This window comes from Streptomyces sp. NPDC096132 (assembly GCF_044763345.1).
Lineage (GTDB): Bacteria > Actinomycetota > Actinomycetes > Streptomycetales > Streptomycetaceae > Streptomyces.
Window position 1 is genome coordinate 252,404 of sequence record NZ_JBIWGA010000015.1, and the last position, 26,777, is coordinate 279,180.

At 70.8% G+C, this 26,777-nt stretch carries 39 protein-coding genes and 1 pseudogene; 4 read left to right on the forward strand and 36 right to left on the reverse strand.

Annotated elements, in window-relative coordinates; translation table 11 throughout:
- Positions 1 to 21: 21 nt before the first annotated feature.
- The 5 genes from ACIRF9_RS32395 to ACIRF9_RS32415 form a co-directional block, all read right to left on the reverse strand.
- On the reverse strand, positions 22 to 1,098 hold the full coding sequence (locus ACIRF9_RS32395; RefSeq protein ID WP_403829334.1) for a hypothetical protein: 1,077 nt from the start codon (positions 1,096 to 1,098) through the stop codon (positions 22 to 24).
- A complete protein-coding gene (locus ACIRF9_RS32400) occupies positions 1,095 to 2,564 on the reverse strand; it encodes a phage portal protein (protein ID WP_403829336.1) in 1,470 nt (489 codons plus the stop codon). Before ACIRF9_RS32400 ends, ACIRF9_RS32395 begins: the two co-directional genes overlap by 4 nt.
- 12 nt (positions 2,565 to 2,576) lie before the next feature.
- Entirely contained in the window at positions 2,577 to 4,208 is a 1,632-nt protein-coding gene (locus ACIRF9_RS32405) for a hypothetical protein (protein WP_403829339.1), read from the reverse strand.
- On the reverse strand, positions 4,195 to 4,662 hold the full coding sequence (locus ACIRF9_RS32410; protein WP_403829341.1) for a hypothetical protein: 468 nt from the start codon (positions 4,660 to 4,662) through the stop codon (positions 4,195 to 4,197). Before ACIRF9_RS32410 ends, ACIRF9_RS32405 begins: the two co-directional genes overlap by 14 nt.
- 213 nt (positions 4,663 to 4,875) lie before the next feature.
- The gene (locus ACIRF9_RS32415; protein WP_403829343.1) at positions 4,876 to 5,259 is read right to left on the reverse strand and encodes a holin; all 384 of its coding nucleotides are present in this window, start codon (positions 5,257 to 5,259) and stop codon (positions 4,876 to 4,878) included.
- A gap of 45 nt (positions 5,260 to 5,304) precedes the next feature.
- Here ACIRF9_RS32415 and ACIRF9_RS32420 point away from each other — a divergent pair, with 45 nt between their 5' ends.
- Entirely contained in the window at positions 5,305 to 5,532 is a 228-nt protein-coding gene (locus tag ACIRF9_RS32420; RefSeq protein ID WP_403829345.1) for a hypothetical protein, read from the forward strand.
- Positions 5,533 to 5,649: 117 nt separating this feature from the next.
- Here the strand turns inward: ACIRF9_RS32420 and ACIRF9_RS32425 are convergent, their stop codons facing one another.
- From ACIRF9_RS32425 to ACIRF9_RS32570, 30 genes are all read right to left on the reverse strand, one after another.
- A complete protein-coding gene (locus ACIRF9_RS32425) occupies positions 5,650 to 5,850 on the reverse strand; it encodes a helix-turn-helix domain-containing protein (RefSeq protein ID WP_403829347.1) in 201 nt (66 codons plus the stop codon).
- A gap of 55 nt (positions 5,851 to 5,905) precedes the next feature.
- A complete protein-coding gene (locus tag ACIRF9_RS32430; RefSeq protein WP_403829350.1) occupies positions 5,906 to 6,049 on the reverse strand; it encodes a hypothetical protein in 144 nt (47 codons plus the stop codon).
- A 78-nt stretch (positions 6,050 to 6,127) separates the two neighbouring features.
- Positions 6,128 to 6,775: a hypothetical protein gene (locus tag ACIRF9_RS32435; RefSeq protein ID WP_403829352.1), complete on the reverse strand. Its 648-nt coding sequence runs from the start codon at positions 6,773 to 6,775 to the stop codon at positions 6,128 to 6,130.
- Positions 6,772 to 7,299 (reverse strand): hypothetical protein, encoded by a 528-nt coding sequence (locus tag ACIRF9_RS32440; protein ID WP_403829355.1) that lies wholly within the window; start codon positions 7,297 to 7,299, stop codon positions 6,772 to 6,774. The genes ACIRF9_RS32435 and ACIRF9_RS32440 overlap by 4 nt, the downstream gene beginning before the upstream one ends.
- 10 nt (positions 7,300 to 7,309) lie before the next feature.
- A complete protein-coding gene (locus tag ACIRF9_RS32445) occupies positions 7,310 to 7,456 on the reverse strand; it encodes a hypothetical protein (protein ID WP_403829358.1) in 147 nt (48 codons plus the stop codon).
- A complete protein-coding gene (locus ACIRF9_RS32450) occupies positions 7,456 to 8,583 on the reverse strand; it encodes a hypothetical protein (protein WP_403829360.1) in 1,128 nt (375 codons plus the stop codon). The genes ACIRF9_RS32445 and ACIRF9_RS32450 overlap by 1 nt, the downstream gene beginning before the upstream one ends.
- Positions 8,580 to 8,750 carry a hypothetical protein gene (locus ACIRF9_RS32455; RefSeq protein WP_403829363.1) on the reverse strand — a complete coding sequence of 57 codons (171 nt, stop codon included), beginning with the start codon at positions 8,748 to 8,750 and terminating at the stop codon, positions 8,580 to 8,582. Before ACIRF9_RS32455 ends, ACIRF9_RS32450 begins: the two co-directional genes overlap by 4 nt.
- A 100-nt stretch (positions 8,751 to 8,850) precedes the next feature.
- Positions 8,851 to 9,060 (reverse strand): hypothetical protein, encoded by a 210-nt coding sequence (locus tag ACIRF9_RS32460; RefSeq protein WP_403829366.1) that lies wholly within the window; start codon positions 9,058 to 9,060, stop codon positions 8,851 to 8,853.
- Positions 9,061 to 9,122: 62 nt separating this feature from the next.
- The gene (locus tag ACIRF9_RS32465) at positions 9,123 to 9,743 is read right to left on the reverse strand and encodes a hypothetical protein (protein ID WP_403829368.1); all 621 of its coding nucleotides are present in this window, start codon (positions 9,741 to 9,743) and stop codon (positions 9,123 to 9,125) included.
- A complete protein-coding gene (locus ACIRF9_RS32470; protein WP_403829371.1) occupies positions 9,740 to 10,537 on the reverse strand; it encodes a hypothetical protein in 798 nt (265 codons plus the stop codon). The genes ACIRF9_RS32465 and ACIRF9_RS32470 overlap by 4 nt, the downstream gene beginning before the upstream one ends.
- Positions 10,534 to 10,728 (reverse strand): hypothetical protein, encoded by a 195-nt coding sequence (locus ACIRF9_RS32475; protein WP_403829373.1) that lies wholly within the window; start codon positions 10,726 to 10,728, stop codon positions 10,534 to 10,536. Before ACIRF9_RS32475 ends, ACIRF9_RS32470 begins: the two co-directional genes overlap by 4 nt.
- Positions 10,728 to 10,949, reverse strand: coding sequence for a hypothetical protein (locus tag ACIRF9_RS32480; protein WP_403829375.1), 222 nt, complete (start codon positions 10,947 to 10,949; stop codon positions 10,728 to 10,730). Before ACIRF9_RS32480 ends, ACIRF9_RS32475 begins: the two co-directional genes overlap by 1 nt.
- 70 nt (positions 10,950 to 11,019) lie before the next feature.
- Complete coding sequence (locus ACIRF9_RS32485; RefSeq protein WP_403829377.1) at positions 11,020 to 11,448, reverse strand: DUF4326 domain-containing protein; 429 nt, start codon at positions 11,446 to 11,448, stop codon at positions 11,020 to 11,022.
- 32 nt (positions 11,449 to 11,480) lie between these two features.
- Positions 11,481 to 12,134, reverse strand: a complete 654-nt coding sequence (locus tag ACIRF9_RS32490; RefSeq protein WP_403829380.1) for a hypothetical protein — start codon at positions 12,132 to 12,134, stop codon at positions 11,481 to 11,483.
- Between the two features lie 68 nt (positions 12,135 to 12,202).
- Positions 12,203 to 12,742 carry a hypothetical protein gene (locus tag ACIRF9_RS32495; protein WP_403829382.1) on the reverse strand — a complete coding sequence of 180 codons (540 nt, stop codon included), beginning with the start codon at positions 12,740 to 12,742 and terminating at the stop codon, positions 12,203 to 12,205.
- Entirely contained in the window at positions 12,739 to 12,936 is a 198-nt protein-coding gene (locus tag ACIRF9_RS32500; RefSeq protein WP_403829385.1) for a hypothetical protein, read from the reverse strand. Before ACIRF9_RS32500 ends, ACIRF9_RS32495 begins: the two co-directional genes overlap by 4 nt.
- Entirely contained in the window at positions 12,933 to 13,310 is a 378-nt protein-coding gene (locus ACIRF9_RS32505) for a hypothetical protein (protein ID WP_403829387.1), read from the reverse strand. Before ACIRF9_RS32505 ends, ACIRF9_RS32500 begins: the two co-directional genes overlap by 4 nt.
- The gene (locus ACIRF9_RS32510; RefSeq protein ID WP_403829389.1) at positions 13,307 to 13,657 is read right to left on the reverse strand and encodes a hypothetical protein; all 351 of its coding nucleotides are present in this window, start codon (positions 13,655 to 13,657) and stop codon (positions 13,307 to 13,309) included. Before ACIRF9_RS32510 ends, ACIRF9_RS32505 begins: the two co-directional genes overlap by 4 nt.
- A gap of 307 nt (positions 13,658 to 13,964) precedes the next feature.
- Positions 13,965 to 16,472, reverse strand: coding sequence for a phage/plasmid primase, P4 family (locus ACIRF9_RS32515; protein ID WP_403829391.1), 2,508 nt, complete (start codon positions 16,470 to 16,472; stop codon positions 13,965 to 13,967).
- A 112-nt stretch (positions 16,473 to 16,584) separates the two neighbouring features.
- A complete protein-coding gene (locus ACIRF9_RS32520) occupies positions 16,585 to 16,875 on the reverse strand; it encodes a hypothetical protein (protein ID WP_403829393.1) in 291 nt (96 codons plus the stop codon).
- A 17-nt stretch (positions 16,876 to 16,892) separates the two neighbouring features.
- Positions 16,893 to 17,147, reverse strand: a complete 255-nt coding sequence (locus ACIRF9_RS32525; RefSeq protein WP_403829396.1) for a hypothetical protein — start codon at positions 17,145 to 17,147, stop codon at positions 16,893 to 16,895.
- A 27-nt stretch (positions 17,148 to 17,174) separates the two neighbouring features.
- Positions 17,175 to 17,585 (reverse strand): hypothetical protein, encoded by a 411-nt coding sequence (locus tag ACIRF9_RS32530; RefSeq protein WP_403829399.1) that lies wholly within the window; start codon positions 17,583 to 17,585, stop codon positions 17,175 to 17,177.
- A gap of 84 nt (positions 17,586 to 17,669) precedes the next feature.
- Positions 17,670 to 18,317, reverse strand: a complete 648-nt coding sequence (locus ACIRF9_RS32535) for a hypothetical protein (protein WP_403829401.1) — start codon at positions 18,315 to 18,317, stop codon at positions 17,670 to 17,672.
- A 15-nt stretch (positions 18,318 to 18,332) separates the two neighbouring features.
- Positions 18,333 to 19,154 (reverse strand): hypothetical protein, encoded by an 822-nt coding sequence (locus ACIRF9_RS32540; protein ID WP_403829403.1) that lies wholly within the window; start codon positions 19,152 to 19,154, stop codon positions 18,333 to 18,335.
- Positions 19,154 to 19,681, reverse strand: a complete 528-nt coding sequence (locus ACIRF9_RS32545; protein WP_403829405.1) for a hypothetical protein — start codon at positions 19,679 to 19,681, stop codon at positions 19,154 to 19,156. The genes ACIRF9_RS32540 and ACIRF9_RS32545 overlap by 1 nt, the downstream gene beginning before the upstream one ends.
- Positions 19,678 to 19,914, reverse strand: a complete 237-nt coding sequence (locus tag ACIRF9_RS32550; protein ID WP_403829407.1) for a hypothetical protein — start codon at positions 19,912 to 19,914, stop codon at positions 19,678 to 19,680. Before ACIRF9_RS32550 ends, ACIRF9_RS32545 begins: the two co-directional genes overlap by 4 nt.
- Positions 19,915 to 20,355: 441 nt before the next feature.
- The gene (locus ACIRF9_RS32555; RefSeq protein WP_403829409.1) at positions 20,356 to 20,838 is read right to left on the reverse strand and encodes a hypothetical protein; all 483 of its coding nucleotides are present in this window, start codon (positions 20,836 to 20,838) and stop codon (positions 20,356 to 20,358) included.
- Positions 20,835 to 21,197, reverse strand: a complete 363-nt coding sequence (locus ACIRF9_RS32560; RefSeq protein WP_403829411.1) for a hypothetical protein — start codon at positions 21,195 to 21,197, stop codon at positions 20,835 to 20,837. Before ACIRF9_RS32560 ends, ACIRF9_RS32555 begins: the two co-directional genes overlap by 4 nt.
- A gap of 91 nt (positions 21,198 to 21,288) precedes the next feature.
- Positions 21,289 to 21,573 carry a hypothetical protein gene (locus tag ACIRF9_RS32565; protein ID WP_403829414.1) on the reverse strand — a complete coding sequence of 95 codons (285 nt, stop codon included), beginning with the start codon at positions 21,571 to 21,573 and terminating at the stop codon, positions 21,289 to 21,291.
- A complete protein-coding gene (locus ACIRF9_RS32570) occupies positions 21,570 to 21,785 on the reverse strand; it encodes a helix-turn-helix domain-containing protein (RefSeq protein ID WP_403829417.1) in 216 nt (71 codons plus the stop codon). Before ACIRF9_RS32570 ends, ACIRF9_RS32565 begins: the two co-directional genes overlap by 4 nt.
- Before the next feature lie 205 nt (positions 21,786 to 21,990).
- On the opposite strand from ACIRF9_RS32570, the gene ACIRF9_RS32575 reads away from it, so the two are divergent.
- The 3 genes from ACIRF9_RS32575 (at position 21,991) to ACIRF9_RS32585 (ending at position 24,339) form a co-directional block, all read left to right on the forward strand.
- On the forward strand, positions 21,991 to 22,515 hold the full coding sequence (locus ACIRF9_RS32575) for a helix-turn-helix transcriptional regulator (protein WP_403829419.1): 525 nt from the start codon (positions 21,991 to 21,993) through the stop codon (positions 22,513 to 22,515).
- A gap of 100 nt (positions 22,516 to 22,615) precedes the next feature.
- Positions 22,616 to 23,029: a hypothetical protein gene (locus ACIRF9_RS32580; RefSeq protein ID WP_403829421.1), complete on the forward strand. Its 414-nt coding sequence runs from the start codon at positions 22,616 to 22,618 to the stop codon at positions 23,027 to 23,029.
- Positions 23,030 to 23,055: 26 nt separating this feature from the next.
- The gene (locus tag ACIRF9_RS32585; RefSeq protein WP_403829423.1) at positions 23,056 to 24,339 is read left to right on the forward strand and encodes a hypothetical protein; all 1,284 of its coding nucleotides are present in this window, start codon (positions 23,056 to 23,058) and stop codon (positions 24,337 to 24,339) included.
- Positions 24,340 to 24,856: 517 nt separating this feature from the next.
- On the opposite strand, the pseudogene ACIRF9_RS32590 reads toward ACIRF9_RS32585, so the two are convergent.
- Positions 24,857 to 26,237: pseudogene (locus tag ACIRF9_RS32590) on the reverse strand (MFS transporter).
- Positions 26,238 to 26,777: the final 540 nt, after the last annotated feature.

Sequence of the window (26,777 nt, forward strand, 5' to 3'; positions counted from 1 at the left end):
GGGACCCGGCGTTGCGCCGGGTCAGGTCAGGTAGCCGAAGCGGCGCAGCAGACGGATGGCGTCCTCACGGTCCTCGGCAAGCCGGTAGATCTCCTCCGGCAGCAGGCGTGGCGTTCGGAGCTGAAAAGCGGGCAGGCCGCGCCGGGCGTCGATACGGTCCCGGGCGAACCGAGTTCCGGTGCGGGCCTCGGCCCTGGCACGCTCCTGCCGGTAGAACGCGCCTCGGCGGGTGGTGCCCTCCCGGGTCGCGGCGACCCGGCGCCCGTAGGCGTCCGTCGTGTACATCCCCCGGCGGGCGTTGACCACCGAGGACATGTCCGCGCCGTCGCGGATCGCCCGGGCTCCGTCTGCCGTGAAAATGCGGTCCTGCTCGGCCCGAGACAGGCTGTTGAAGTACGCCCGGGGGTCGATGAACGCGGACGAGCCCGAGCCCGGCCGCGTGGTCGGCGTGAAGCCGTCCGCGCCAACCCGGCCGCGGCTCTGGTGGCGGGCAATCAGCGTCGTCGGCAGATGGATGCAGTCACAGCGCGGATGCCGCTGGAAGCCGCTGTTCCAGCCGAACTCCTTGCCCGCCAGGATCACGCACCGGCTGCACGCGGGCGGCTGCACCACCCGTACGTATCCCTGGATCGTCCGGCGCCCAACGATGCCGGCGCCGACAGCTCCCCGGCCGGCGTCGGCAACCTCGGAGCGCACGATGGTGCCCAGCAGCCCCCGTCCGACGCCGAGGGCCTGCCGGGGTGTCGCCCCGTCGCCGATGGCCCGATACGTGGCGATGAGCGGTCGCAGCATCAGGGTGTCGAGGCTGCGGCCGTCCGCCGCGACCCCGGCGAACGCGGCCGCGTTGACGGTCGCCGCCTCGCCCTCGGCGCCCTCGGAGGCCGCGACCGAGCTGATATAGTCATTGGCCCCGCTGGCCGCGGCGAGCTGCCCGGCGGTGAGGACCTTGACCAGGCGCGGGCCCAGGCTGTTCCAGGACGCGCGCAGGCTGTTCGCGTCCAGCATCCCCCACTCACGCAGCGCCCCGGCCATGGTGGCCGCTGCGATGCGCCGCTGCTGTGCCAGGTGCCGGGCGGCCAGCGTCAAAGGCTCGGTCACGGCACGCCGCCGTCAGCCGGATCCGGCCCGGGCGGCGCTGGCTCCTCGCTGGGCTGGCCGGCGCCGCCCATGATGACGGACACCGGGTCGAGCTCGGCCTCTCGAGCACGCATGTCCATCAGCGTGGTCACCTCGGTCGGTGTCAGGCCGAACCGCAGGGCGAGCCATTCGAAGGGGAAGCCGATCTGCTTCAGCTTCAGCAGGCTGTCGGTGAGCTGGGCGAGGTTGCGGGACTGCGGGTCGCGCCACAGCACCGTTCCCCCGGCCAGAGCCTTGGCCTTGTCGTCCTCGCCGCGGGCCAGACAGATCAGTTGGAAGACCTCGCGCAGGGCCTGCCCGAACCACAAGGTCTTCTCCTCGACGCGCTTCACCAGGCCGGTCTCGGCGGCGATCAGGGCGTCGCCGCTGAGGTTGGCCATGCGCCCGATCAGGTAGTGCTGGGGGGTGCGCGTCTGGGCGGCAATGTGGCCTACGCACACCTCGATGACCTCGGTGTAGGCGGTGAGCTGGGCGGCTGGCCAGGAGTCGACCTTGGCGTCGGGGTTCTCCAGCCACAGGATGCGGTCGGTGACGAACTTCTTCAGGTCGATCGGCTTCTCGCCGACCTTCTGCCCGTTCGCGTCCAGGACCGGGATCTTCGGGATCTCCGCCCCTGTGACGATGCGCTGAGCAAGCGAGGCATAGTCGGCGCCGGTGAAGAGCATCGCCCAGAGCAGGTTGATGGCGTCCTGCATGGCAATGACGCCGGAGACGTCCGAAACAGGCTCGGATGCCAGGAGCGGCCGATTGGGCAGCTCCACCATCGGCACCACACCCATGGGGTTCCGCTGAGGGTTCGGCTCGTTGTCTGTCTCGCGAGGCGTCCAGGAGTCCATGACCGCGTCGGCCTCGGCCATCTGCGGCGACTTCTTCTCCCCCGAGGACAGGGGCCGCTCGAACTTCCACACTTCGTCCGCGAGGTACAGGGTGGCGTACTCGCTGAAGCCGTCCTGCCACATCTTCATCGCGGCCCGCCGCCGGCGCCGTGACCCCGGCTCGTACTGCACGATGGACGAAGAGGCGTCCTCGAACGTGACGCACGGCGTGCTCTCGTCGCTCGGGTCACCCCACACCAGCACGAAGGAGCGGCCCGCGTTGCCCGCCCCGAGGAACCCCAACTGCGAGTCGGCGTCCAGGCCGTTGCGCTGCCACACGCCCCACAGCTCGGCGTCCGCCTTCATCTCACCGGACGCCTGGATCCCGGTGACGGTGAGCCGCTCCACCGGTGAGTCGGCGACGGGCTGCACCCAGTTGTCCGAGAAGCCCTTGTAACGGTCGGCGCAGTACTTCCGGAACTCGTCCGAGGCGAACTTCAGCGGGTGCTGCCCGCGGTAGTACCGGTCGTGCCGCAGCACCGTCCCCGACCGCGACGTCAGTTCTGTCGCCAGGACATCCACCAGGCGCCGGGCCTGCTCCTCCGTAGCCACGCTCGCCCCCTCTCAGGCCGTGTAGGCGTAGTAGGTAGGCGGCGGCTCGGCCTGCCCCGAAGCGATGGCGTCCTGGGCCGCCTCATGGGCCAGGACCGAACAGACGGCCAGGTCGATTTTCTGGAGCACCGTGGCCTTCCTCAGCACGTAGCGGTTCGACGGACGCGCAGCCTTGCGGGCATTACGCACGTGGATGGACGTGGTCTCGCACCCGTCGTGCCAGAACGCGGAGTCCTTCTTCGTGACGTCCGTGAGCAGCTGCTCGCACGCGGCGTGCATCTGCACCACCCGGTTCGTGTGCCACTCCGTCACGCGCTTCTCGCCGAAGCTGGCCTGCCAGGCTGCGACCTCGCTGGTCCAGTACGGGGGGTCGACGTATGCACGAACGACGTCGTACCGCTCGAACATCTCCCGGAACGCGGTGTCGACCTCCAGGCGCGGAACCTGCCCTTCCCACTCGGCCGGGTTCCAGACGCACGGCAGCCGGTCCGGACCGTACCGCGGGGTGAACTGGTAGCCGTCGAGCGTCTCCGCCCGCAGCCCGGTCCAGTCGTCCACGTCCGAGCCGTCGAAGCCGAGCACGATCCGGGCACCGTCCGGAATCGTCCGGCGACCGAGCCGGGCATCCCACCGGTCCTGCTGGAGCCAGGCACCCATGCCTGCGGTGATCCGGTTGCCGTAGAAGCGCTCGGCCTCCGCCGGCTCCTTCTCCAGCAGCTCGGCGGCCTCGCCCTCGATGGAGTCCAGGTCGACGTGATGGCTGCCCTGGTACACCACGGCGTGGATCTTCCGCCGCTCGGGCTTCTTGGCGTAGTCCAGATCCTTGGGCGGCAGCCGGTGGAACCGGTACACGTCCTTGACCTTGGTCTCCGCCGTCTTCTGCGCCACCGAGTTCTCGGTGGGGTCCCAGGCGTTCGTCTGCTCCAGCGAGCGCCCCGACATGCCGGCCAGACCGCGGCGCTGCGTCGTGGCCACCTTCGTCATGCCGTTGCCCTCGGTCCAGATGCCGGTCTCGTCCTGCGACGCGAAGGTGATCGGGTTACCCAGGCGGCTCTGGGCGCTGGAGGTAACGACGTCGATCCGGCCGTCGTTCGGGAGCCGGATGAACTGCTCGCCCACCCGCATCACTTCGGCCAGCGGCCCGTTACGGATCATCTCCTGAAGCGGCCGGTACGTGTTGTCGGTCTGGTCCTCGGACGTCGCCGTGATCTGGATCAGCGGCTTGTTCCACGGCCGGCCCATCGGCTCGCCCGGCTCGTACTCGTACACCCAGCCGCAGCCGCACCGGTGGTCCGAGCACCGGTACCGCTCGCCGCCACTCGCCCAGCCCCCGAAGAGCACCGGGCCGACGGCCTCGGCCGCGACGATGGACGCAGCCCACGGCCCCTTGCCGGACTTCTGCGGTGCCACGGCCTGCGCCCGCCGGTAGTGGAAGGCGGTTGCGAGCTGGCCCAGCTCGGCGGTCGGCTTGACGCGGTAGAGGTTGGCCGTGATGCGCAGCTGCCAGTCGTACATCTCGAACGGCAGCGGGCTGTCGTCCAGGCCGCCGACGGACTGGAGGCGGCAGTGCCGGGTGATCCAGTCCGGGACGACGAACAGGGCCGGGAAGTCGAGCGACCAGGTGCCGTCGTCAGCCGCTACCACCGGACACCGCCCTCAGCCTGGCCCGCGCCGAGGTCGGCGCGATCGTCGGCGTCGGGCCCGAAGGCGTCTCGTCGTCCTCGCTGGGACGCTCGATGCGCCACCGGTTCGCCCGCATCCCCGGGCTGGTCAAGCCGAGGCTGTCGGCCATCTGCCGCACCAGCGTGGACAGATTCACCGCGGACTCCGGCATCTCGGCCTCGGCGAGTCGCCGGATGTACAGCGCCACCTCCAGCTCCTGTCCGTACCGCTCCCACATCAGGGCCTGCGGCGTCCGCCAGAGACGGGTCCACAGCTCCGACTCACGGTTGCTGAGGCCGAGTAGCGGCCAGTCGGGCGAGACGCCCTGGCGGCCCTCGGCGGGCAGGATCGTCCACTCGCCGGCATCCCGCTCGCGCCGCAGCGCCTCGGGGTTGGGGGCCGGGCCGGACCGGGAGCGTGCTCCACCCTTCGCCATGTTGATCACTCCAGTTGGCCGCCTTGCGCGGCATCGGCGCCGTCACCTTGCGTGACAGCGGAGCAAGATCACCGGAAGCTCTGAACCCGGCAGACCTGGCAGGCACCTCCCCGGCGGTCCCCCAAAAGATCATGATCATGGGTCCACCCCCACCGGTTGATCATGGAAATGTGACCCTCTGTGACGATCTCCCCTGATCAGCCTGACGCCCTGTCACCGGTTCCACCCACCAGGCTGCTCGCTCGCCGTGTGCCGGCTGTGGCACGGACCGCACAGCCCTCGCCCGTGGCGCGGTTCGTTGGGGTCGAGGCCGGCGGCGACCAGGGCTCGCCGGTCAAGGGGGTGGTGGTCGGCGTGGCGGGAGGGCTCGCCGCAAGGTCGGCCGTGTCCGTGGTCCTCGGCCTCGCACACGCACGTCGGATCACGCTGAAGGATCGGCTTGCGGAAGCGGCTCTCGTGCTCGGCGTCGTAGCCGCGCTGTCGCGCGCTGCCTCGGCGCTGCTCTGCTGCTCGCCGGTGCTGCTCGCACTTGCCCTGCTGGGTGTACTCGGGGCAGCCAGGGGTGGAGCAGACGCGCCAGCGTGCGGACTTGACCATGGCTCCTCCACTACCGTGTGCGCCCTACGACTGAAGGGGGTTGCCGTGGCTGGTGGGGGACGCTCGGACTGGGCGCTCGGGGTGTTCGCGGCGGGGCTGGTCCTCGTGTTTGCGGCCGTCATCAAGGGCTGGCTGATCCTGCTGCTGCCCGCGGCCTGCCTGATGGTGGGGGCGGTGGCGGGTACGACCAGGGCACGGCGTACGGGGCAGGTGCCAGACGTGACGGTGCGACCCGGGGGTGAAGGCCGGCCGTGGCGCCGGAAGCACGACTAACCGAGGTACGCGACGAAGCCCCGGTGTTCAGGTCACCGGGGCTTCGCTGTGGTCTGTGGTGCCCGTCGTGCGGGCATGGCTGTACACGGAGATCGTGACACCGTGCTGACCTGCGGGTCAAGCGGACTTGGCTGTCGTACGGCTTGCGGCGTAGGCGGCGACGTCTTCGGTGGCGTACCAGGGCTGGCGGGGAGTGCCTCCGGCGCGGGCCAGCTTGCCGCGGCGGACGAGCTGGCGGACGGTGGCGAGGTCGACACCGAGGACGCGGGCGGCCTGGTGGGCGGTCAGGTAGCCGGGGCGAAGGATCTGCGACTCCATGACCCCATGATGCGCGTGCGCCCCACCGCAGGGGGTGCGGTGGGGCGCAGCAAGGTCAGGTGTTCTTGGGCTTCGGGGTACCGGGGACGGGCTTCTTGTCGGGCTTGAACCAGCCGCCTCGGGACGGCTGGTAGACGGTCTCGTGTCCCTTGAGCCTGGGGTCATCCTTCTTGATCGGTTTGGGGAATCCGAGTGCCATGATGGTGGTCCTGTCTCGTGAGATCGGGATGGGACCGGGGCGGCCGGTTAGCTGCCAGGCGGGCGGCCGCTCCGGGGTCTACTGGCGGGTCAGGCCGTGGTGGCGGTGGGCGTCGGCGAGGTCGTAGATGACCAGTCCGCCGTCGGTGCGCTCTACACGGATCCCCTCTTGGGATTGCTCGGCTTCGCCGTTGTTGCTGTTGCCGTTGTCTGCTGACCTGCAACAACAACCATCGCTATGGGCGTCGGCAGGGGAAGGGGAGGGGGCGGGCGGGATGGCTTCCTTACGTACGGCCGGCCCATTGCCGTCTCGTGTGCGCGACGCCTTCCATGGGATGCCCTCGGCCTCCAGGAGCGCCTTGACGGCCTTCGTGTCGGGGAGGCCAAGGTCTTTCTGCAGGACGGTGAGGAGGACGCCCTTGTCGTCGCCGACGAGGCGGCGGAGTGCTCCGACGACGTCGGGCTGCGCGGCGTCCTCGACGGCCAGGTCCTCGTCGCCGTCCGTCCTTCTCACCCGCCAGGCCCGTGCCTTCTGCACGCCTACGGTGCCGATGCTTCCGACCACGACGTAGGCCACCTCGGGGAAGGCGACGATGGTGCGCCAGGCGCCGACCGCAGCAATCACGGACAGCACGACGGCCGGGCCGCGGCTGGCTGGCTCGTTGCCCTCCCCCGCTGTCTCCTCGGCGGCCTCACCGGGTGCCTCGTGGGGCTTACGCGCCTTCACAGCAGCCCCACCACGTAGTCGCCGGCCCAGGACACGGTAGGCGCGACGGCCCAGCCCACGACTCCGGCGATGCTGGACGCGAGGCCGAGGCTGATTCCGGCGAGGATCTGGCGGACGAAGTCCCAGCGGAAGCCCCGGCGGCTGCATACGGCGAGGATGACGACGCTGATGACGATGACGGCGGCGTGGCCGCCAGGGGTGAGGGCGAGATGGCTGGCGCGGGTCACGGTCGGGGTGGTTGAGCCGAAGCCGTAGACGAGGGCGATGTCGCCGACGGTGTTGGTGCCCCACAGGGACCAGTCGGCGGCCCCGCCGATGATTCCGCCGACGGACAGGATGAGGAGGGCGCCGTAGGACAGGCACAGGATCTGCGGGGCCAGGGCGGTGAGGGCCTTGGGGGCGAGCCGCTTCTTGTGACTGGTCCACCAGCGGGTGAAGTCCCAGGCGAAGAGGGAGAGTCCGGTGGTGACGCCGCCGAGGGAGACGAGGCCGTAGGTGGGGATGTCGAGGGGCGGCAGTGCCATTGCCGGTTCCTTAGCGGAGGACGGCCACGCCGAGCGCGGCGAGGGTGAGGATGAAGGCGACGGTCCCGGTGATGCGGGGGACGTCGTGGAGCGCCACGGCGCACAGCCCGTAGAGGGCGACCAGGGCGGAGCCTGCGAAGAACACCGCGAGGGCCATCAGTTGTAGCCGTCTCGCATCTGGTCGTTGCCGGGCGTTGCGGCCGGTGGCGCCTCGGTCTTCTTCGCGGCCCTGGAGAGGGCGGTGCGGATGTGGTTCTCGGGGACGATCAGCCGTCGGGTGCGCTCGAGGTGCCCGGCGATGTCGCGGGCTGAGGCGTCTTCGCCGAGGGCGGTTGCGGCTTCCTCGACGGCGCCCTGCACGTTGAGCGCGGGCAGTTCTCTGACCTGGGGTGCAACAGCCGCATCAGGGCGGTCGACGGTGTACTGGGCGGGCTCGTTGCCGAGGACCAGTGCGACCGCGGCGGCGTCGACGTGGACGTTGTAGGTGCCGAGGATGGTGGCCAGTTCACCGGGGGCCGCATCCGGCCGGGCCTCGGCTGCGAGGCGGATGGCATCGGCCGGGTCCATGGTGGCGAACCGGGTCCGCAGGACGTCGGTCGCGGAGGCCGAGCGCGGGGCGGGCGCAACAGGCTTGTGGGGTGTTGCGGGCAGGGCGAGCATCTGGCCGAGGGCGTGGCCGGCGCCTGCGGTGAGCTTGTCACGGGAGACCTCGATGAGGTCCTGGCCGAGCTGCGGGTCGCCGACGCCGACGCGGCCGATCAGCTTCCACGCTTTGCGGGTGGCGTCCTCGCGGGTCTCCTCGTCGGGGTGCCCAGAGGCGAGGGCCTGCTGGTAGGCAAGCTTCTGGACGGTGGCGGCGTTGCGGCGGTCGGCTTCGGCGTCGCGGCCGGTGCGGTAGATGACGACGCGGCGGGCGATGAGGCCGAGTCCTTCGGCGGCGCCGGACATGGCGAGGGGGGTGATGGCGTAGACGACGCGCTCGCGGGGGCTGTCGGCGATGGCCAGGCCGGTGCCGCTGGCGGCGATGGGGGCGAGCCAGAGTCCGATGCGCACCCAGGCGGGGGCGGACTGGTTGAGCATGGTGAGGCCGAGCATGGTGAGCGCGAGGATGAGGGTGAGGCCTTCGCCCGCGGCGACGACGCCGGCGGCGGTGGCCTGGCGGTGGAACTCGGCGACGACGTTGCTGTAGGTGCCGGTGGCGCCGATGCCGCCGACGACGGCCATGGCGGTGGTGGCGGCGCCGAGGACAATGCCCTGCCCGTTGGTGAGTTCGCGGGTGGTCATCGCGCGGCCACCGCCTCGGCGGCGTAGGCGAGCAGGTCGGCGTCGTCGCGGTGGTCCTGGGCGCGGCGGTCGGCGCTGCTGGCGAAGTCCTCGGCGCAGAGGCGGTGCAGCTCGGTGAGGGACGGGGAACTTGCGGGCGCGCTGGGGCCCGCGAAATGATCGGTCATGCCGACTCCTGCTCTGATCAGGTAGTTCGGTAGAGGGTCGGGCGGTGCGCGCGCCTCCCGGGTGTTCCAGCACCTGGGAGAGCTGCCGTCCGGCCCTCGTCTATTCGGTTGTGTGTTTCTTGATCGCCCTTGCTACGGCGGTCCAGCTGAGGCCGATGTCTTGGGCCACGGCGTAGACGCTGCCGAGTTCGGCGGCCCCGTCTTTGAGGGCTGCCGCGCGTCGTTTGAGGGCTGCTTCCGTCTGGGCGGCGAGCTGTTCCAGCAGCGCGTCTTCCTGACGGAGTCTGTCCCTCCAGGGGATCGCTTCCATCCCTTCGAGGATATCGCACAGGGGGTTACATGCAACACCCTGTGCGATATCCGTTGGGGGTGTCACGCCGTCAACTTCGGCTGGTAGTGCCGCAGAAGCAGCAGATCCGTCTCCGTGCGGTACTCGGTGCGGCACCACCGGCAGCGCACCGGGCCGCCGGGCAGGCGGGCGAGGACGGCGCCACACACGGTGCCCTTGGCGTCGGTGACGGCGATGCACAGGCCGAGCCTCTGCGGGCGCGGGACGGGGTCGCCGACGATCGTGCGGGCCTGCTTCTCCAGCTCCCGCACCTCGCGGGCGAGGTCACCGGCAGCCGGGTACTCGGCGGCGATCCAGTCGAGCTCCATGCCGAGCCAGCGGCAGTCCGCGGCGAGCCCGGCCGGGGCCGGCGCCGAGTGGTGCGGCCAGCGGACGCGCTGGACGTCGATCCGCCACGACCGGATCACCTCGGCGGCCCGCACGGTGTTCACCGTGTCGAGGACGTCCTCGTCGAGGGGCGAGCGGGGGCCGGCCGCGCTCTTGGTGGCGACGATCTCTCCCCATCCGCGCTGGCGGGGAACGAGGCACTCGGCGACCTCGGCGTACAGGGTGGGCAGGTCGGCGAGGCGCCCGGCGAGCGCGCGGGTGTCGCGCTCGCACAGGTACGCCTCACCGGCCTGGTCCTCGCACAGGGTGCAGTTCACGCGCTGTCCTTCTGGATGGTGGACTGGTCGGAGCCGTCGAGGGCGCGCCGTAGAGCTCGGGCGTACGACTTGTCCGGGGCGAGGGCCCGGTCCCACCGGGCAGCGAGGTCCTCGGCGCGTCCGATGGCGGCCTGCGCCTGCTCCAGCTCGGGAATGAGGATCCGCACGTGCTTCAGGTTTCCGGCCGCGACGGCGCGCGCGGTCTCGGCCTCGCGCATCTCCATCTCCACGTGCTCGCGCAGGGTGCGGGCTTCGTCGTCGGTGAGGGTGCGGCCGCGCTGGATTCGGGTAACGAGGACGAGGAGGGATTCGCGGCGGCCCCAGCGCAGGAGCTGCTCGGCTTCGGCGGGCGGCGCTGTGCGGTACGCGAGTTGCGCCTCGAGGCAGCGCGTATCGGAGCCGGGGCTGTGGATCCACCCCGCTTCCCCGAGGCCGGTCCACCACTCGATGGGGGCGTCACAGACACACTGCGGGCCGTCAGTCGAGGCGCCAAGGACCTGCTCGGGGGTGAGCGGGGCGCGGCGGGCGGCGAGCGTGTCGGCGTCCTCCCGCATCCGTCGCTCGTCTTCGCGGGCCCTGAGACGGCTGGCGCGTTCGGCTTGTACGGCTGCGGCGTGGCGTTCGTTGGCGTCGAGGTAGTCCCGCAGGTCGGCGGTGATGAGGAGGGCGGTGACGGCGAGGAAGGCGACGGCGTACCAGGGGGCACCGGCGCGGGCGCTGTTGGTGGCGCAGTAGACGGTGAAGGCGCCGGCGCAGAAGTACAGGAAGCGCCGAGCGCGGTCGATGAGGGTCACAGGTAGCTCCCGGCGAGGCGGATGGTGGTCATGCGGCGGTGGGCGATGTAGCGGCCCTGGCCCCACAGGTCGTGGTGGTCGCGCGGCCGGGATCTGCGAGCGCGCGGCACGAGGGTGCAGTGGCAGGGCGAGCCGGGCTGGGCGGTGGTGGGGAGCCAGTGGCCGCGGGCACAGCGCGGGCGGGTGACCATCACAGCCCCGCGATCACGCGGGCTGCGGCCGAGTCGGAGGCGTGCCCGTTCTCGGCCGCCCAGTCGGCGACGTCGAGCGGCCAGCGCTTGTCGAAGTAGCCGATGACGACGGTGGCGCCGTCCTGGCGGACGGTGTGGACGGTGTCGCCGGGCCGGGTGCCTTCCTCGACGACGGCAGCGGCGTCCTTGGGGCTGAGGCAGGTGAGCCGGGTCTCGTGCATGTCTTCCTCCGTGGTGTGATGGGTGGGGAGGCCGCCCCGCAACTCGACTGCGGGGCGGCTGTCCTGTTGCTCACTGCTCGTCGGCCTCGTTCGCCAGCTCCAGCAGCACATCGGCGTGGCACGGCTGGCCGGGCGGGCACCAGCACATGAGGTCCCGGCCCCTCAGCTCCTGGCGCGCCCTCTCGGCCAGGTCCTGGCGCTCGGCCAGCGACTGGCGGTACATGGCGACCGCCTGCTCGGGAGTGGCGTCCTGGACGAGGTGCCAGGTGATCGTCTTGTCCGGGTGGACGAAGGCGTGCCGCTGCCCGGAGGTCTTACCGAGGCGGCCCTCGCGCTCCCACTCGGCACCGTCGAGTGCGGGCATGCGGACCTGCGTGCACGGGTTGCCCCAGACGCTGCCGCGGCCGACGTACACGGCGCCGGCCGGGGCGCGCCAGCCCTTGATACGGCGGCGCTGGATCCGGCGGGGCTGGTCAAGGCTGATCTGCCGGGCGGTCATGGATTCCTCCGTGGTGTGGTCGGGCGGGATGGTCAGCGGTCGCAGATGACGCAGCGGTGGAAGGCGTCGCTGGCCTCGTGGCAGGCGTCGATACAGCGGCGGCAGAACGGCGTACTGGCGTACCTGGCGCTGCCGTCCCATCGGGGGTCGGCGGGGTTGAACGGCCTCTTGCACTTGCCGCAGGTTTCGGCGGGCTGCTCGGTGGTGGTCGTCTCGGCAAGTTCGGGATCAGCCGAGAGGAACTCACGAAGTGCCTTATCGCCGCGGCCGGTCTCGGCGTCCCGCTTGGCGAGCTGCGCGAGGAGGAACTTCCGCTGCTCCTTGAGACGGTGGATCTCGGCGAGGAGGGCGGGAACGTCCTCGCGGGCGTGGGCGATGAACTGGGCGTCCGGATGGCCGATGCCGGAGACGTCCTTGCGGTAGATGTCCTTCGACCAGGCGGCCACCTCGTACTCGACGAGCTCCTCGGCCTTGTGCATGATCCCGTCGATCGCAAACCGGGGCTGCGCGCCGTTCATGCCGTAGCGGACGAAGTCCATGACGGTCATCCCGCCGTTGGTCGGGGACTGGAGACGGAAATGTCGGGCTTCGGTGTTGCCGCGCCAGTGCCAGGGGCCGGGGTAGGCGGCGTTGGCGCGGGCTTCGATGGCGTCGAGGTCGGCGGCGGTGAGGCGGGATTCGGACACGGTGTCCTCCGTGGTGTGATGGGTGGGTGGCCGCCCCGCACTTCGACTGCGGGGCGGTCGTGCGTGCTTCATCCGGCCTGCGGCAGCGAGGCCCGCCAGGCGTCCAGTACGCGCTTCGGGATCTGGCCAACCCGCGGACACTCGACGCCCTGCTCGGCAGCCCAGGCGCGCACCGTGCGGGTGTCGTAGTCGCGCGCGGGCGGCTTCCGCTTCGGCTTGGTCGGCGCCAGCTCGGCCTCGCGGGCCCGCAGCTCGGCGAGCCGCTTCTCCAGCTGCTCGGCCTCAGCAGTGACGGCGGCCAGCTCCTGGTCGGCGACGTGCCTGCGGCGGAGGCCGGTAAGGGCGATGCGGGCGCGGGCGGCCTGGTCGCGGACGTCGGCGTCCGGGTGCTCGTCGCCCCACTTGAGGAGGTGGCCGACGGGAATCGCCTCGGTGGGGGCCAGGGCGGGTTTGTGGTCGGCGGGTGGCAGTTGCGGAATGGGCTGGGCCATGGGGCTGGTTCCTTCCTGGGTGTTGTCGGGGAGGTGGAGTCGGTTCTGTCGGGCTGCTTCGGGGCCGCCCTGCTCGTCGATCTCGTCGAGGAGGCGGCGGAGGGCGGCGATGGTCATGCGGCCGCCGTGGGGTGTGGGCACCGACCGGGGCAGGCGCGAGCGGTCAGGTCGCGAACCGGGTCGCGGCCGGTGGCGCGTTCGTGGTGGCCGCAGGAGCACAGCCAGTCGGCGATGGGGGTCTGGTCGCGGTCGAGGCCGCGGACGGTGAGGCCGGCCGGGATGCCGGTGACGGCCGCGGCCTGCTCGGTCATGCCGCTTCACCGTCCTCGGCGGGCAGGGTCGGCTGGATGTCGAGGGCCTGGCCGAGGAGGGCAAGGAACTGGGCGCCGGTCATGGTGACGTAGCCGTCGGCGGCGGAGGCGCGGCCGACGCGCTTGTGCCAGACGACGCCGAGCCAGGCGCCGTCGTTGGCGCGTTCCAGGTCGGCCTCGTCGATCCACTCGGCAAGCTTCCGGGTGGCGGTGTTCTTGGCCTCGATGACGACGCCGGGGACCCCGGCGATGTCGCCGCGGTCCTTCGACGATCCAGCCAGGCGGCGTTCGGCGAAGGGCCAGCCGGCGGTCTGGAGGGCGGTGACGATGGCGCGCTCCCAGGCGCTGCCCTTGGCCTTCTGGGGGTTGGTCATCCGAGGCTCTCCTGGACGTAGTGCGGCTGGCAGTGGTGGTCGGCGATGACGGTGTGGGTGCAGGCGCCGGCGGCGATGTGCCAGCGGTCGCGCCAGCGGATGCGGGCTGGGATGTTGGCGCCGCCGGTGAGGCACCAGGTGAGGCGTCCGGCGAGGCGGGCGAGGATCTCGGCGGTGGGGTCGAGGGGCGTGGGGTTGGCGCGGACGTCGACGGCGCACACGCGGTCCGGGGTGCGGGCGGTGAGGGTCGGGGCTCCGCATCGGGGGCAGGGCTGTTCGCGGACCTGTTCGGCGGACGCCTGGGCGTGGTCGGCGGCGGTCGGCTTGGGCCAGCGGGGGGCGGTCATCGGGGCCACCGGGTGGGCAGTGCCGTTGCCAGTGCCGTTGCAGTGCCGTTGGTGACGGGTGTGACGGCACTGACGTCTGTGCAGGTGGAGACGGGTTTCCGGGCGATCAGTGCCGTTAGTGCCGTTGAAGTCGCACAAAGTCGGCGCCCCATGTGCGCGCGCGTGTGCGTGTGAGCGCAATAGGGGAATTCAACGGCACTAACGGCACTGCATGCCTGTGACCTGCGAGAACGGGCGGTTTTCAACGGCACTGCCAACGGCACTGCAACGGCACTGAACGGCACTGCAACGGCACTGCCCACGGCGGTCACCAGCTTTCGCGCTCGTCGACGTCGCCCTCGGCGAGCAGGCCGAGCCCGGGGTAGAAGTACTTGTTGTTGCTGGTCTTGCGGACGATGCCGCGGGCTGCGAGTTCCCTGCCGAAGGTGCGGGCGTCCATGGAGGGCTCGCCCTCGGCGTGGCACCACTCCTCGTAGGCGGAGCGCACGAGCTTCGTCGCGGTGCGCACGTGGGCGGCGGGGCCGCGCACGCAGCGCTCCTCGAGGAAGCGGCCGATGTGGTCTTCTTCGGCGGCGTAGGCGTTGGTGGCGGCCTTGACGGAGGCGGGCTCGCGCAGGCCTCCACCGGCGAAGTGCGCGATGGCTCCGGCGATGATCCAGGCGAGGATGCCGGGGCCTTCCTCGTCGAGGAGGATCCGGGCGAGGTTCTCGACCTTCTTGTCCTCGGGCACGATGTGCTCGAAGGGGACGAGGCGCAGGCGCCGCCAGAAGGAGTTGCCGCCCGCTTTGACGCGGGGCTGGTGGTTGCCCATCAGCCACAGGTGGTGGGTGGGTTCGAAGGTGAAGAAGCCCTGGTGCATGTAGCGGGCGGTGAGGGTGTCGCCGCCGGTGAGTTCCTTCAGCTTGGCTTCGTCGAAGCGGGCGGAGGGGTCGATCTCGGAGGCGACGACCAGGCGCAGGCCTTGGAGGCGGGCGATCTCCTCGCTGTGTTCCTGCTTGCCTGCCATGAGGAATCCGGCGGGGGCGGGTCCGGCGTAGTCGCCGAGGAGGTGGCGCAGGACGTCCATGAGGACGGACTTGCCGTTCTGGCCGGCGCCGTGGAGGAAGGGGAAGACGTGGGTTCCGGTGTCGGCGCTGGCGGAGTATCCGGCGAGGCGCTGGACGAAGCCGATCATGTGGAGGTCGCCGCCGAAGGTGTCGGTGAGGAAGGCGTTCCAGCGGGGTGTGGGGTGGTGGGGGTCGGGGGCGACGGGGGTGGAGCGGGTGTGCATGCCGTCGGGGGTGCAGGGGGTGATGGCGCCGGTGGTGAGGTCGACGATGCCGCCGGGGGTGCAGAGGTGGCGGGGGGCGGAGTCGAGGGTGCCGACGCGGGCGACCAGGCGGTGGTCGGACTGGGCGAGGCCGACCATGGCGCCGATGCGGTTGCGGCTCAGGCTGCTGTTCTTGTGCTTGCGGGCGGCCTTGAGGAGGTCGTCGTTGTCGGCGAAGCGTCGGGTGTCGAGGGCGCGGACGAGGGCGCGGCCGAGCTCGACGGCGTGGCCTGCTTCGTCCCAGGCCCAGCGGTGGCCGGACCAGGTGAGCCACATGCCGCGCTCGGGCACGTAGCGGAGCTGCTCGGCGACGTGGCCTGCGTAGAGGAGGGCGTTGCCGTCGTCGGTGAACGTCTCGGGCCACTGGCTGGCGGCGGCGGGGGCGGCCTCGTCGACCTGGAGGGCGGCGGTGCCGTCGGTGGCCGGCGCGGGCTGCGGGGGAACGACGGCGAGGTGCCGGGTGGGCTGGCGGGGGCTGCCGTAGCCCTGGCGGCGGAGTTCACCGGCGGCGGCGGAGTGGTTGCCGCCGTGGTTGAGGACGGCGTAGGCGCCGGGCTTGGTGTAGGGGCGCTCGGGCTCGAACTCGGTGGAGGTGGAGAAGACGTACAGGCGGTCGCGGTCGGCGGCGTGACCGGTGGTCGCGGAGATCATGCCCTGGTCTTTGCCGGGCCGCCGCCAGTAGGAGGTCTGGCCGGAGGAGCGGACGAGGGTCCAGCCGTGCGGCTTGAGGATGTCGGCCCACGGGGTGCGGCGCTCGAAGTCGTCCAGCGGGGAGAGGGCGCCGGGTTCCTCGAGGGCCTGGCCGCCGCCGAGGAGGAAGGCGTTCGCAGCGTCGGTTGCCGGGGCGGGCTGCTCGGCGACGGCGGGCATCTGGTCGAGCATGCGGGCGACGGCGAAGAGTGCGTCGCGCTCGTCGGCGGTGATGACGGGAACGGTGTTGGGGCCGCCGTTGACGATGCGCCAGGCGCCGCCGCTGGGGTGGACGGGCCCGTGTGAGGGGGCGACGACGACGAAGCCGCCTTCGCCGCGGGTCTCGATGAGCGGCTTGACCTTGTCGCGCGGCTTGGCCTCCCGCTCGGCAGCGTTGGCCGGGCGGCGGGCGAGCTTGGTGTTCGGCAGGACGGGGCCGCCAGTGACGCGGTAGATGAGGTGGGCGCCGCCGGACGGGGTGGATTCGAGGTAGCCCTCGCGCAGCCGTTGCCACAGGTCGCCGATGCTGGAGTCGTTGCAGATCTCGCCGAACTCGCGGGCGACGCCCTCGGTGACGGCGCGGCCTTCGAACTCCAGCATCTCCAGGTGGCCGGAGACTTCGCCGAGGACCAGGCCGATGCCGGGGTGCCCGCCAACGAACCACGCGTGCAGCTGCTCGGCGCTGGCGCGCTCCTTCATGTACGGCTTCCAGCCTCCGAGGGGGGCCTTGGTGCCGTCGGCGGCCGCGCGCACGACGCTCGCGCCCGCGCGGTGCCATGCGAGGGCGGTGGTGAGCGTGTCCGGCGTGGTGCTCAAGGTGTGTGCTCCTTGCTGTGGTTGCCCGCCGCCGTCCCCGTGGGGGAAGCGGGGCGGCGGCGGGCGGAGAAGGCGGCCCGTGGAGAGGCCGGGCCGCCCTGGACGAGGAGGGTCAGGCGGCAGGGGCGAGCTGCTCGTAGAGGGCCTGGCAGGCGTCGCACGCACAGGTGCGGACGACGGGGCTGCCGCTCTCGGTCTCCAGGCCGTCGCCCGGGGCGATGACGCGCTTGATGCGCAGGCCCCTGCGGTCGAAGGTGGGCATCACCTCGGACTCGCTCTGGGACTTGCAGCTCTTGCCGCAGGACGCACCCGCCTTCGCGGTGCAGATCTGCTTGCCCGTGTCGCTCTTGGTGTGGTTGAGGTCGTTGTGCCCGCAGGCGCAGCGGTGTCCGATGAAGGCCATGGTCGTTTCCTCGCTGGTCAGTTGGTGGTGGCGGCCGGGATGCCGGCGATGCGCTGGAGGCGGGCGGTGCCGTCCGGGCGGTTGGCGGCGATGTCCATCGCGGCGACCAGCTCGGGGTAGGCGGTGGCGAGGCGCGCGGTGTTGACGACGTCGGCGGCGTCGATGGCCTCCATGAGGAGGACGGTGAACCGGCCGGGCCGGAAGCCGCCGGGGCGTCCGTAGTGGTGGAGGACGTGGCGGGCGGTCTCGGCGTCGATGGTGACCTTGGACATGACGTGTTCTCTCTGCTGGTGGGGTGGCTAGAGGGCGTTGGCGATGAACTGGCCGAGGCCCTCGACGAGGGCGATCCGCATCCGCTCGGGCATGCCGGGCTCGAACGCGAAGTGGATCCGGGCGATGGGCTTGTCAGCGGCGCCGACGGTGAGGGAGTGGCCGCCGGGCTCCAGCCCGTCCGCGCCGAGGCCGATGGCCCACTCGGACACGTTGGCGGCGCTGTTGATCAGGTCGTGGATCTTCCGCCGTGCCTCGTCGTAGTGCTCGTTCGGCAGGCCGTCCCAGCCCATGCCGCCGAGGCCGTCGTCGGTGGACGGGATGCGGCGGCCCTCCATCTGCTCGCCGACGCCCATGAAGTCGGGGTCGTCGGTGAGGGCGGTGTGCTGGCGGGCGGCCTCGGCGCGGAGGTCCTCGTCGGTGTACGGGCGGTCGGTCACTGCCCGGTCCTCTCTGGTGGGTTGGTCCGTCCCGCCGCCGCGCGGCGAGGCTGCGGCGGCGGGACGGCGTGGGCGGGGCCGGGATCAGAACGGGGGTTCGCCGCCGGCCTGCGGGCCGGGCTGCGGCGGCACCTGGTGCAGGAGCGCGGCCGTGTTCGGGTTCTGCTGGGCGGCCGCGTACTGCTGCGGGTCGAGGCCGGCGGGCGCCTGGGCGCTGATCTCGCCGGTGACCGGGTTCACCCCGGGCGGCACCTGCCCGTACGCCTGCGCGGGCGGCGCGGCCGGTGCCGTCGCAGCGGGCTGGTTCTGGAGCTGCGCGGCCGCCGCGGGCGTGTAGTGCGCCTCGTACTGCTTCGGCGCGCTGTAGCCGCGCTGCTTCTGCTCGCCGTCGTGGGTGTAGCGGACGCGGAGGATGCCGCCGACCTCGAGGCCCTTCGCGCTCGCGGCGCGGACGGCGTCGGCCACGGCGTTCTTCATCTGGCCCTTGACGAAGATGCGCCGCTTGCCGTCGTCCTCGTCGATGGCGGGGTCGCGCTGGTCGGTCTGGACGGTGACGACGAGCTGCATCATCGGGTTGCCGTCGTTCCAGAACTTCTTTTCGCCGCTCTGGATGTCGCGCTGCTGTTCGACCTGCGGGGGCTCGGTGATGTGGCCGCCGACGACGGTTCCGGGGGTGGGGAACTTGGCGGTGGGGGCGCCGCCGCCACCCATGAGGAAGCTGTTCGCGTCCATGCTGATGCTCCTTGCTTATGCGATGAGGGATTCGAAGCCGTGCCGGGATTCGGCAGGCTGTGCGGTGCCGGGGCAGCCGACGGTGAGGTCGGTGGCGCCGGGCTTGAACCACGGGCAGAACCGGCACTTGGCCTGCTCGCTCGCGGGGACTTGGGACCACCAGGCGTGGTCGTAGGGGGCGTTGGCGTCGCCGGAGGCGGTGAGCCGGGCCTTGATGTGGTCGAGGCGGGCGAGCGCGTCGAGGGCGATCTGCCGCTGGTACGGCTCGGTCCAGACGTGGACGCGCAGCTCGTGGTAGCGGCCGACGAAGCAGATCGCCACGCGCTTCGGGGTCTCGCCGTCGTTCTCCTGGCCGAGGCCGTACAGGTGCGCCTGGGTGCGGTACTGCGGCCCGGGGCCCTTGCGCCGGTACTCGTCGAGCGACGTGTGGCCAACGAGCTTCCAGTCCCACACGGTGCCGGTCGCCCGGTCGTACAGGTCGGAGGACCCGGCGACGACGGCGCCCTCGACGAGCGAGGGCCGGACGGTAACGCGCTCCTCGATGCGGTAGCGCGGCCGGCCGTCGGGCAGCGGGGCCTGCTTCCGCTCGAAGGCTTCTTCCATCCAGGAGTGGAAGCCGGTGCCGATGATGCTGGCGGCCGGGTCCTGCTCGGTCACGGCGGCGGGCCAGTCGAGCAGCTTGTAGGTGAGGCGTCGCTCGCACGGGTCACCGACCTCGGACGGGCCGAGCCGCTTCTGCAGCGAGCGGGGACTGTTGACGGCGGTGTCGACGATGAAGTCGGCGATGCGCTCGGCGAGCTTCTCGCCGACCTCGTCGGAGCCACTGGTGCGCGTCATCAGGCCGCGCCCTCGGTCTTGCCCCAGGCCTCGCACGCGGCGTTCAGCTCGTCGGCGCGCTCCCAGGAGTCGCCGATGATCCCGCCGTCCCAGGCCGCCCGGCCGCCGTTGAAGAAGTGGCCGGCGCCGATGCTGCGGTCGATCACCTTGCGGGCGGCCTCGACGACGGCGGCCGGGCTGGCGTAGCCGTAGACAGGCAGCTCGGTCGGAAAGTCGTTGGAGCTGTCGCCCTTCAGTTCGGCGAACTGCCAGATGGGGCCGCGGTCAGGCTCGCCGTACTCGGCCTCGATGCCGGTGTGCCACTCCCAGATCAGGATCAGCCCGTGCGGCCAGGCCGCGTCGCCCTCGTCGCCGGAGGCAATGGAGCCGGACGGGTCGAGGGTGATGACGGCGTTGAGGTAGCAGTACGTACCGCGGGTCTCGCAGTCGTCGGTCCAGCAGTGGTCGGTGAGCTCCAGGCCCGCGGAGGCGAGGGCGTCGCCAATGGCGGCGATGTACGGGTCGTGCGGGAGGGTGCGGGTGCTCATGAGTTGCTGTCCTTGCTGGTCGGTTGGTAGGCGCGGCGGCCGTCGGGCAGGCGGCAGGGGTGCAGGAGTCCGCGGGCGGCGAAGGCCCGCAGGTCCTTGCGGACGGTGTTGCGGCCGCTCGTCGACCACGGCGAGCCCTCCAGGAGCTGGGCGGCGCGCTGGGTGCTGACGGGTCCCGGCTCGCGCTGCACAGCGGCGAGGAGGTACGCGCGGCGGGTGATCGGCTCGGGCATCAGGCGGCCCTCTCTGCACGGCTGCGCGTGTGCGCTGGCGGGAGCGGTAGGCCTGGGTCGTGTCGGTGTTCGCCGCCTTGCAGGCCGCGCACCGGCAGCCGTAGTTGCGGTAGGTGCCGACCTTGCCGTGGCCCGCTCGGTCCGCCCGGGCCGGGTTCTTGGCCCGCTTCTCGCGCTGCTTGGCGCAGTACTGGCGCTGTGCTTCGCGGCAGGCGTCGCAGCGGCAGCCCTTGTTGTAGGTGCGGCGGTCGCCGTGGCCGTAGTCCACCGTGGGGCGGCCCTTGCGCGGCTTGGTGAGGCCGAGGATGTCGAGGAGGAGGTCCTGGCCGTCCTTGTCTTCTACCGTCGTGCGGATGACGCGGGTGGCGGCGGCGAGTTCGGCGGCAGTGTTCTTGGAGCCAGCGGTGGTGAAGCGGTCGCTTCCGCGGCTTCGGCCGGCGCTCACTCGTCGGCCCCCTCGTCGTACACGGCGGCGACCTCCAGCGCGGTCACGACGTAGCCCGTCGGGTTCTCGCCGTCGGCGGACTCAGCGACCAGCTCGGCGATGCCGTCCTCCTCGTCCTCGATCCAGTCGAGGAGGGAGTCCGGCCACTCGTGGCGGAGCTCGGTTTCGCAGTGCTTCCGGGCCTCAGCCGCCGTGGTGTACAGGCCCATCACGATCGAGTCGTGCTGAGCCCGGAACACGGCCAGCGGCGCTGCGGCGTCCCCGGCCGGGACGGGCAGGGCGCCCAGCTCGGTGACGGCGGCCGCAAGTTCGGTGCTCTGGATGCCGTGCTCGGCGAGTTCGGCGAGGGTGGCCATGACGTACGGCGGGCAGCACTTCGGGGCGCCCTTCACCGCGTACAGGGCGGTGCCGGTCTGGGTGGTGGCGCGCAGCTCCCACTCGGAGCCGTCGAAGGTGCGGAGCGTGGCGAGGGGGCTCATGCCGTCACCTCGGCCTGCTCGCGGGGCATGCTGTGCTGCTCGGGCGTCAGCGGGTTGGCGAACGCGGTGACGTGGAGGGGGACGCCCGTGCGTTCCAGTTCAGCGCTGACCCACAGGTTGGAGACGGTGACGTGCAGCTGGACGTCGGCGGTGTCGATGCCGAGGGCCTCGCGCCACGGCTCGAACTCGTGGATGTGCAGCTGGATGTCCAGCCGGGCCGGGAGGCCGTAGTGCGGCGTCTCGACCGTGAAGTACGCGGCCGGCAGACCGGGGTGCTGGTCGAGGAGCGCGGTGAGCGCGGCGATCGCATTGGCCTGAGCGGCCAGCGCGGTCGGTGGGGCGGTAGTCTCGGTGGTCACGGTGACCTCTGCTTTCTCTGTGGTGGGGGCGCCGGTCGGGGGCTGCTCGGGCCGGGAAGTCGGAGCGGCCCTTCGGCGCGTTCGGGGCCGGTCAGGCGCTGAGCGGCTGGACGGCGCCGAGCTGGTTGTTGAGGCGCAGGTCTTCAGCGGTGAAGGTGATGCGGCCGCCGTCGCGGTGGTGGTGGAGCTCGCGGCGGTAGCACTTCTCGCGGACGATGCGGGCGCTGCGGTAGGGCAGCAGCTGCAGCGCGGCGACCTCGTCCGGCGTCCAGCGGCGGAATTCGGCCTCGGCCGAACTGGCGCTGACGTGGGGGGAGTTGCGCGTCTTCGGGGCCTTTGCGGGGGCCCTGCGCGTCCTCGTGGCCTTGGCGGTCACGGCGTGGTCTCCTCTGTGACGATCAGGAGGGCCTCGTCTACGTCGAGGGCCTCGGCGACCCGGCGGACCTGCTCAGAGCCGACGTCCTGCACCTGCTCACGTTCCAGGCGGGACAGGTATCCGCGGTTCAGGCCGGTCTGAGCTTCGAGCTCACGAAGGCTCAGCTTTCTGCCTTGGCGGATGCCTCTGATCATTGGTCCGTTGGGCTTCACGCCTACATTCTTGGCACAGCCTGCCTACAAAATGCAAGCAGTCTGCCTACATTCTTGGCACGTGATGTGGGCAGCGAGGGGCGCGCGGTGGTGTCCGCGCGGCGCGTGATGCAACCAACCGTGCGCAAAGTGCCTAATAAAGCCCAGGTCAATGCGCCGAATCTGAGCTATGGGCATGCAACCCGGTGTGCCACAATGTCGATTCATGGATGAGGGAACCAAGAGGCTGGGCGCTCAACTGCAGGCGTCGCGCGAGGCGCGCCGGCCTCGGCTCACCCAGCCGGAGGCCGCTGACCTGCTCGGCGCGAGCCGGACGACGGTCCAGAACATCGAGGCCGGGAAGTTCACCAAGGTCAACCGGACGGTCCGCGACTACGCCGCGCTGCTCGGCTGGCCCGACGGCCGCGCCGAAGAGATCTACGCGGGTGGCACCCCGGCCGCCGGGTCCGAGGCCGACGAGGAGCCCCCGCCCTCCGTGCCGTCGTCGGGCCTGCCGCTTCCGCCGGCCGTCGAGTACGAGCTGCGCACGGGCGAGACACTCGAATCCGCCGTGATCAACCTCGGCCCCGACGAGGACGACGGGCACGTGATCGTGGTCCTCCAGGGCCGTAAGGGCGCGACTCCCGAGGAGATCGCGCGTATCGCCGCGCGGTACCGCAAGGCCCGCCGCTACCTCCAGGGCCTGGCCGCCGACGTACCTCCGGAGGCTGACGAGGTTGCAGACTCCTGACTGATCCGTACGAGGTACGTGCATTACAGCCGTCCGTGTGGTTGCATGCACAGACCGTCACCGAGAGGGGGGCACCGCTCGGCGGAACGGAGCATCGGTCATGCTCACGATCGAGGTGGAGAGGCATGCCCAGGGCGAGGACTACTTCAAGCCCTGGATCGAGGACTACGAAGACGGAAGTGGCTGCCGGTTCCACTTCCACTACGACGACATCAGTGATCTGGGCGCCATCGCGTTCGCCGAGTTGTTCACGCTCCAGGCGATCCGCTGGCGCCCTCGTCCGCCCGGTGCCGCACCCGGCCCGCGCATCCCCATCACCATGGAGAGGCGGGCCATCATGGAAGGCGACGACCTGGTCGCGGTCGACGACCATGCGGAGTACATCGCTTACACGGTGCGCGCTGATCTGATCAGCGCGCGCGGCGCCGGCCACATCACCCGGAGGCAGTCCGAGAGGTCTCCGTGGTGGGAACGCACGCCCGCGGTCCGCAGCATCACCGGCGAGTGTGCGTAGGCCGGGCGACAGGAACAGGGGGCTGTATGGCCTGGGCAGAGAAGGTCTACAAGGTCAGGAACGGCGTCAAGACGAAGCAGTTCACCTGGCGCTGCAAGTACAAGCTGCCGGACGGCAGGGAGGGATCCGAGAGCGGCTTCCCGACGAAGGCGCTGGCCGTCGCGTGGGGCGAGGAGCAGGAGCGGCTGATCCGGGAGGGGACCTGGATTGACCCCGGGAAGCGCACCACGACGTTCGGCGAGTTCGCGCGGACGTTCATGAAGTCGAGGGAGAAGCGCGGTCGTACGGACGGCACGCGCTGGGACCGGCTCGACAACCACATCCTGCCGAGGTGGGAAGGCACACCGCTCGGCAAGATCACGTGGTTCGACGTTGACACGTGGCAACAGACCATGCCCGTCGAGGACGTCACCCGCGGGCACTGCGTCAGCCTGATGTCCACCATCATGACCGCGGCCGTGGACGCCGAGTACGTGAAGGTGAATCCGCTGTTCGGCCGGCGCCGCACCAGGGCGACGTCCGGCGATGCGGCCCGGCCGAAGCCTCCGAAGATCCAACGGGATGGCGGCGTACGGCCGGAGGACGCCGTGCTCGTCGCCGAGCGCCTGGGCCCGGCCGTCGGCGTGCACGTTCTCACCACGGCCTTCGGGGGGCTGCGGTGGGGCGAGGGCCTCGGACTGCACCGCGACAACTCACTGCTGCTGCGGCGGCAGCAGTGGGGCGCCGGTGAGTTCGTCTGCCCGGTCCTGCGGATCACCGAGGAGTTCGCCGAGTACCAGCTGAGGGACAAGGACGGCCGCAAGCTGGGCTGGCAGCTGCGACTGGAGCCCACGAAGAACGACGGCTCGACGAGGGACGTGGACGTCCCGCCATTCCTGGCGGCGCTGCTGCGCGCGCACCTGGCGGACTGGCCGCACGAGCGCATCTTCGCCACCCCGTCCGGGAAGCCGTGGCGGCGTGGCAACTGGTCGCGCGCGTTCAGGCCGGCCTGCGACGGGCGCGACGAGCGGCCCAAGCGGCAGGGCGTGGCGTACCGGGCGGCGTGGGAGCCGATCCTTCCCGGCCTCGACATGCGGGCGCTGCGGGCGCTGCACGACACGCTCCAGGCGGAGATCGGGGTGAAGGAGCCGCTCGCGTTCGAGGCGGCCGGCCACCGGCGGCCGGGCATCAAGCGGCACTACCAGAAGCCGACTCCGGCGATGCGCGCCGAGCGCCTCGACGGGCTGGAGGAGGTGTTCTGGTCGGCGATGCGCAACGTCGGGCTGCGGACGCTGTGGGGACGGGTGGACCTCCGCAAGCACGGCCCGTAGAGTTGACCTCCTAAATACCTCCTAAATGATCTACACGCGTGCAACCGCAGGGCGTGTGATCAGCCCCTATCCGTGATCGGAGAATCCCTCTCCTAAAGCGGGTGTCGCAGGTTCGAATCCTGCCGGGGGCACGGCAAAGTGTCAGGTAATTGGACATACCACCCCTCCGCGAGTGTCGCGGAGGGGTGGTTTTGTCCTAGGTGGGAACCTGATGGGAACGGCACGATGAGTGACTAGGCGTAACTTTACGTCGACCGCACCATGCTTCTTTGTACGGTTTTATCGCAACCTGTAGAGCGTTACTGGCACTGACGGACTGCCATCTGGGTGATGTTGAGCGGCGCCGGAAACGCTTCCATGCGCACGAAGCGCCCGCCGCGCTCCCTGGCGCACCGGCCCTGAGGGTTGCAGGGCGCGCCAAGGTCCCTTCAGCGGGTGCCGTCGAACACTCCCGTGATGTGCCGCTCGGCCAACTCCCGCCACAGGGCGACGGCGCCCCCGCGGCTTCAGCCCATGCCTACCGGGTGCTGGTGTCGAGATTGCTCCGTCGGGTGGCGATCATCAGGAGGGCTGCCGCGGCGGCGAAACCAGCCGTGACGAACGCTGCGACGGCCTGGTTGTCCATTTCGGTGGGACCGCCGGGCAGGGAGGAGAAGAGGGCCAGCAGGAGGCCGATGCCCACGGCGGTGCCGCAGCGCTGGGCCGTGGTGACCAGTGCACTGGCCACTCCTGCATCCCGGCCCTCGGTCTCGACGAACGAGGCATTGGTGTTGGGCCCCACGGACAGGCCGACGCCGAGCCCGGCCACCAGCAGCGGCACGAGCATGAGCCAGAAGCTGAGGGAAGCTGCGGACACGGTGAGCACGAGTACTCCGACGGACGCAAGACCGATGGCGATCAGAGTGAGGCCGACGGTGACGATGCTGGTGCCGAAACGCCTACTCAGACGCTGGGTGTTGATCGCGCTCACCACACTGCCGAGGACGAAGGGCATGATCAGCAGCCCGGCCTCGAGGGCGTCGTGGCCGAGGGCGTCCTGCCACAGCAGAGCGAGCATCAGGAACGAGGCGGTGAAGCCCGCGAATCCGAGGAACGTCGTTACGATGCCGATCGGCAGGGCGCGCTGCTGGAACAGGCGCCGGGGGACGATGGCGAACCTCTCGGCGCGCTCCCGGCGCCGCTCGATCACGACGAAGAGGGCGAACAGGGCCAGTCCCAGGGCGAGCAGGGCGATGTTCGACGTGCTGATTCCGAGGGAGAACGGCAGCATCGTGGCGATGACGGCGGCGATGAAGATCAGGAGGCCGGCCGGATCGCTGCCGCGGGAGCCGCGCGGCTGGGAGGCGGGCAGGACGAAGGCGCCCAGGATGGCCGCCAGGATGGCGAAGGGGACGTTGACCAGGAAGACCAGGCGCCAGCCGATGTCTCCGCCGCCCTGGATGAGCAGGCCGCCCAGCAGCGGGCCGGCCGCGCTGGAGCCTCCGAAGACGGCGCCCAGGATGCCGAACGGCCGTGCGCGCTCCGGCCCAGAGGAGCTGTATCAGCGCGGTCACCGGTGTCATGGCCAGGCCGCCGCCGACGCCGGCCAGGGCCTGGCCCAGGACGAGCTGGGTGATGTTCGGGGCCAGCCCGCACCAGGTGCCCGCCGCGGCGAACATCGCCACGCCGGCGACGAAGACCTTCCTGTGCCCGCACTCATCGCCCAGCCGTCCCGCGGGCAGGAGGACGAGCGCGAAGACGAGGGTGTAGACCGTCAGGATGAGGGACTGGCCGGTGCTGCCCGCGTCCAGGCTGGTCCGGATCGACGGCAGCGCCACGTTGATGCTCGTGAGGCTGAGGAGGGTGAGTGCCGCGGGGGTCCGCAGCACGGTCAGGGGGAGCCACCAGCTCCCGCGCATGCCCAACCCCCGCTACACTCCCCACCGCCAGGCCGTTGGCTAACAGAAATACAGAGGTTCGGCTGGAGTGCTAACCCAGGCGAGCTTTCATCGCACTTTCGTGATCTCCATCCCAGTACTTTACGTGCCGCCACCGCTTTCGATCGTATCCGCCGTGCCCTTGCCACGGAGACACCAGAGACCACAGGGCATTCCATCCGATGCAAACTTGGAGACGGAGGGATTCCTCGACTTCCCCCTTCCTAGCCGCAGCACCGGCGAGTGGCAGTGCATGCTCAAGGGTTTCAACGAACAGCAATAGCGCGCTCTTCACAGCTCGCGCTACCTGCCGCTCGTCACTGCCTCGTTCCGCACGGGACAACGCTGCAATGCGATCCCTGAGGAATGAATCAAGCAACCTCACGTCTTCGATGGTGACGTCACCGGCATACCTCAATGGAGACTTATAGCGGCTAACACAATGAGGTGGCTCGGTCCTGGTGGCCGTGTCCAGGACGGTAGTTGAGCGTTCGGTTCGGTGTGGGGACGTTGCCGTGGGTC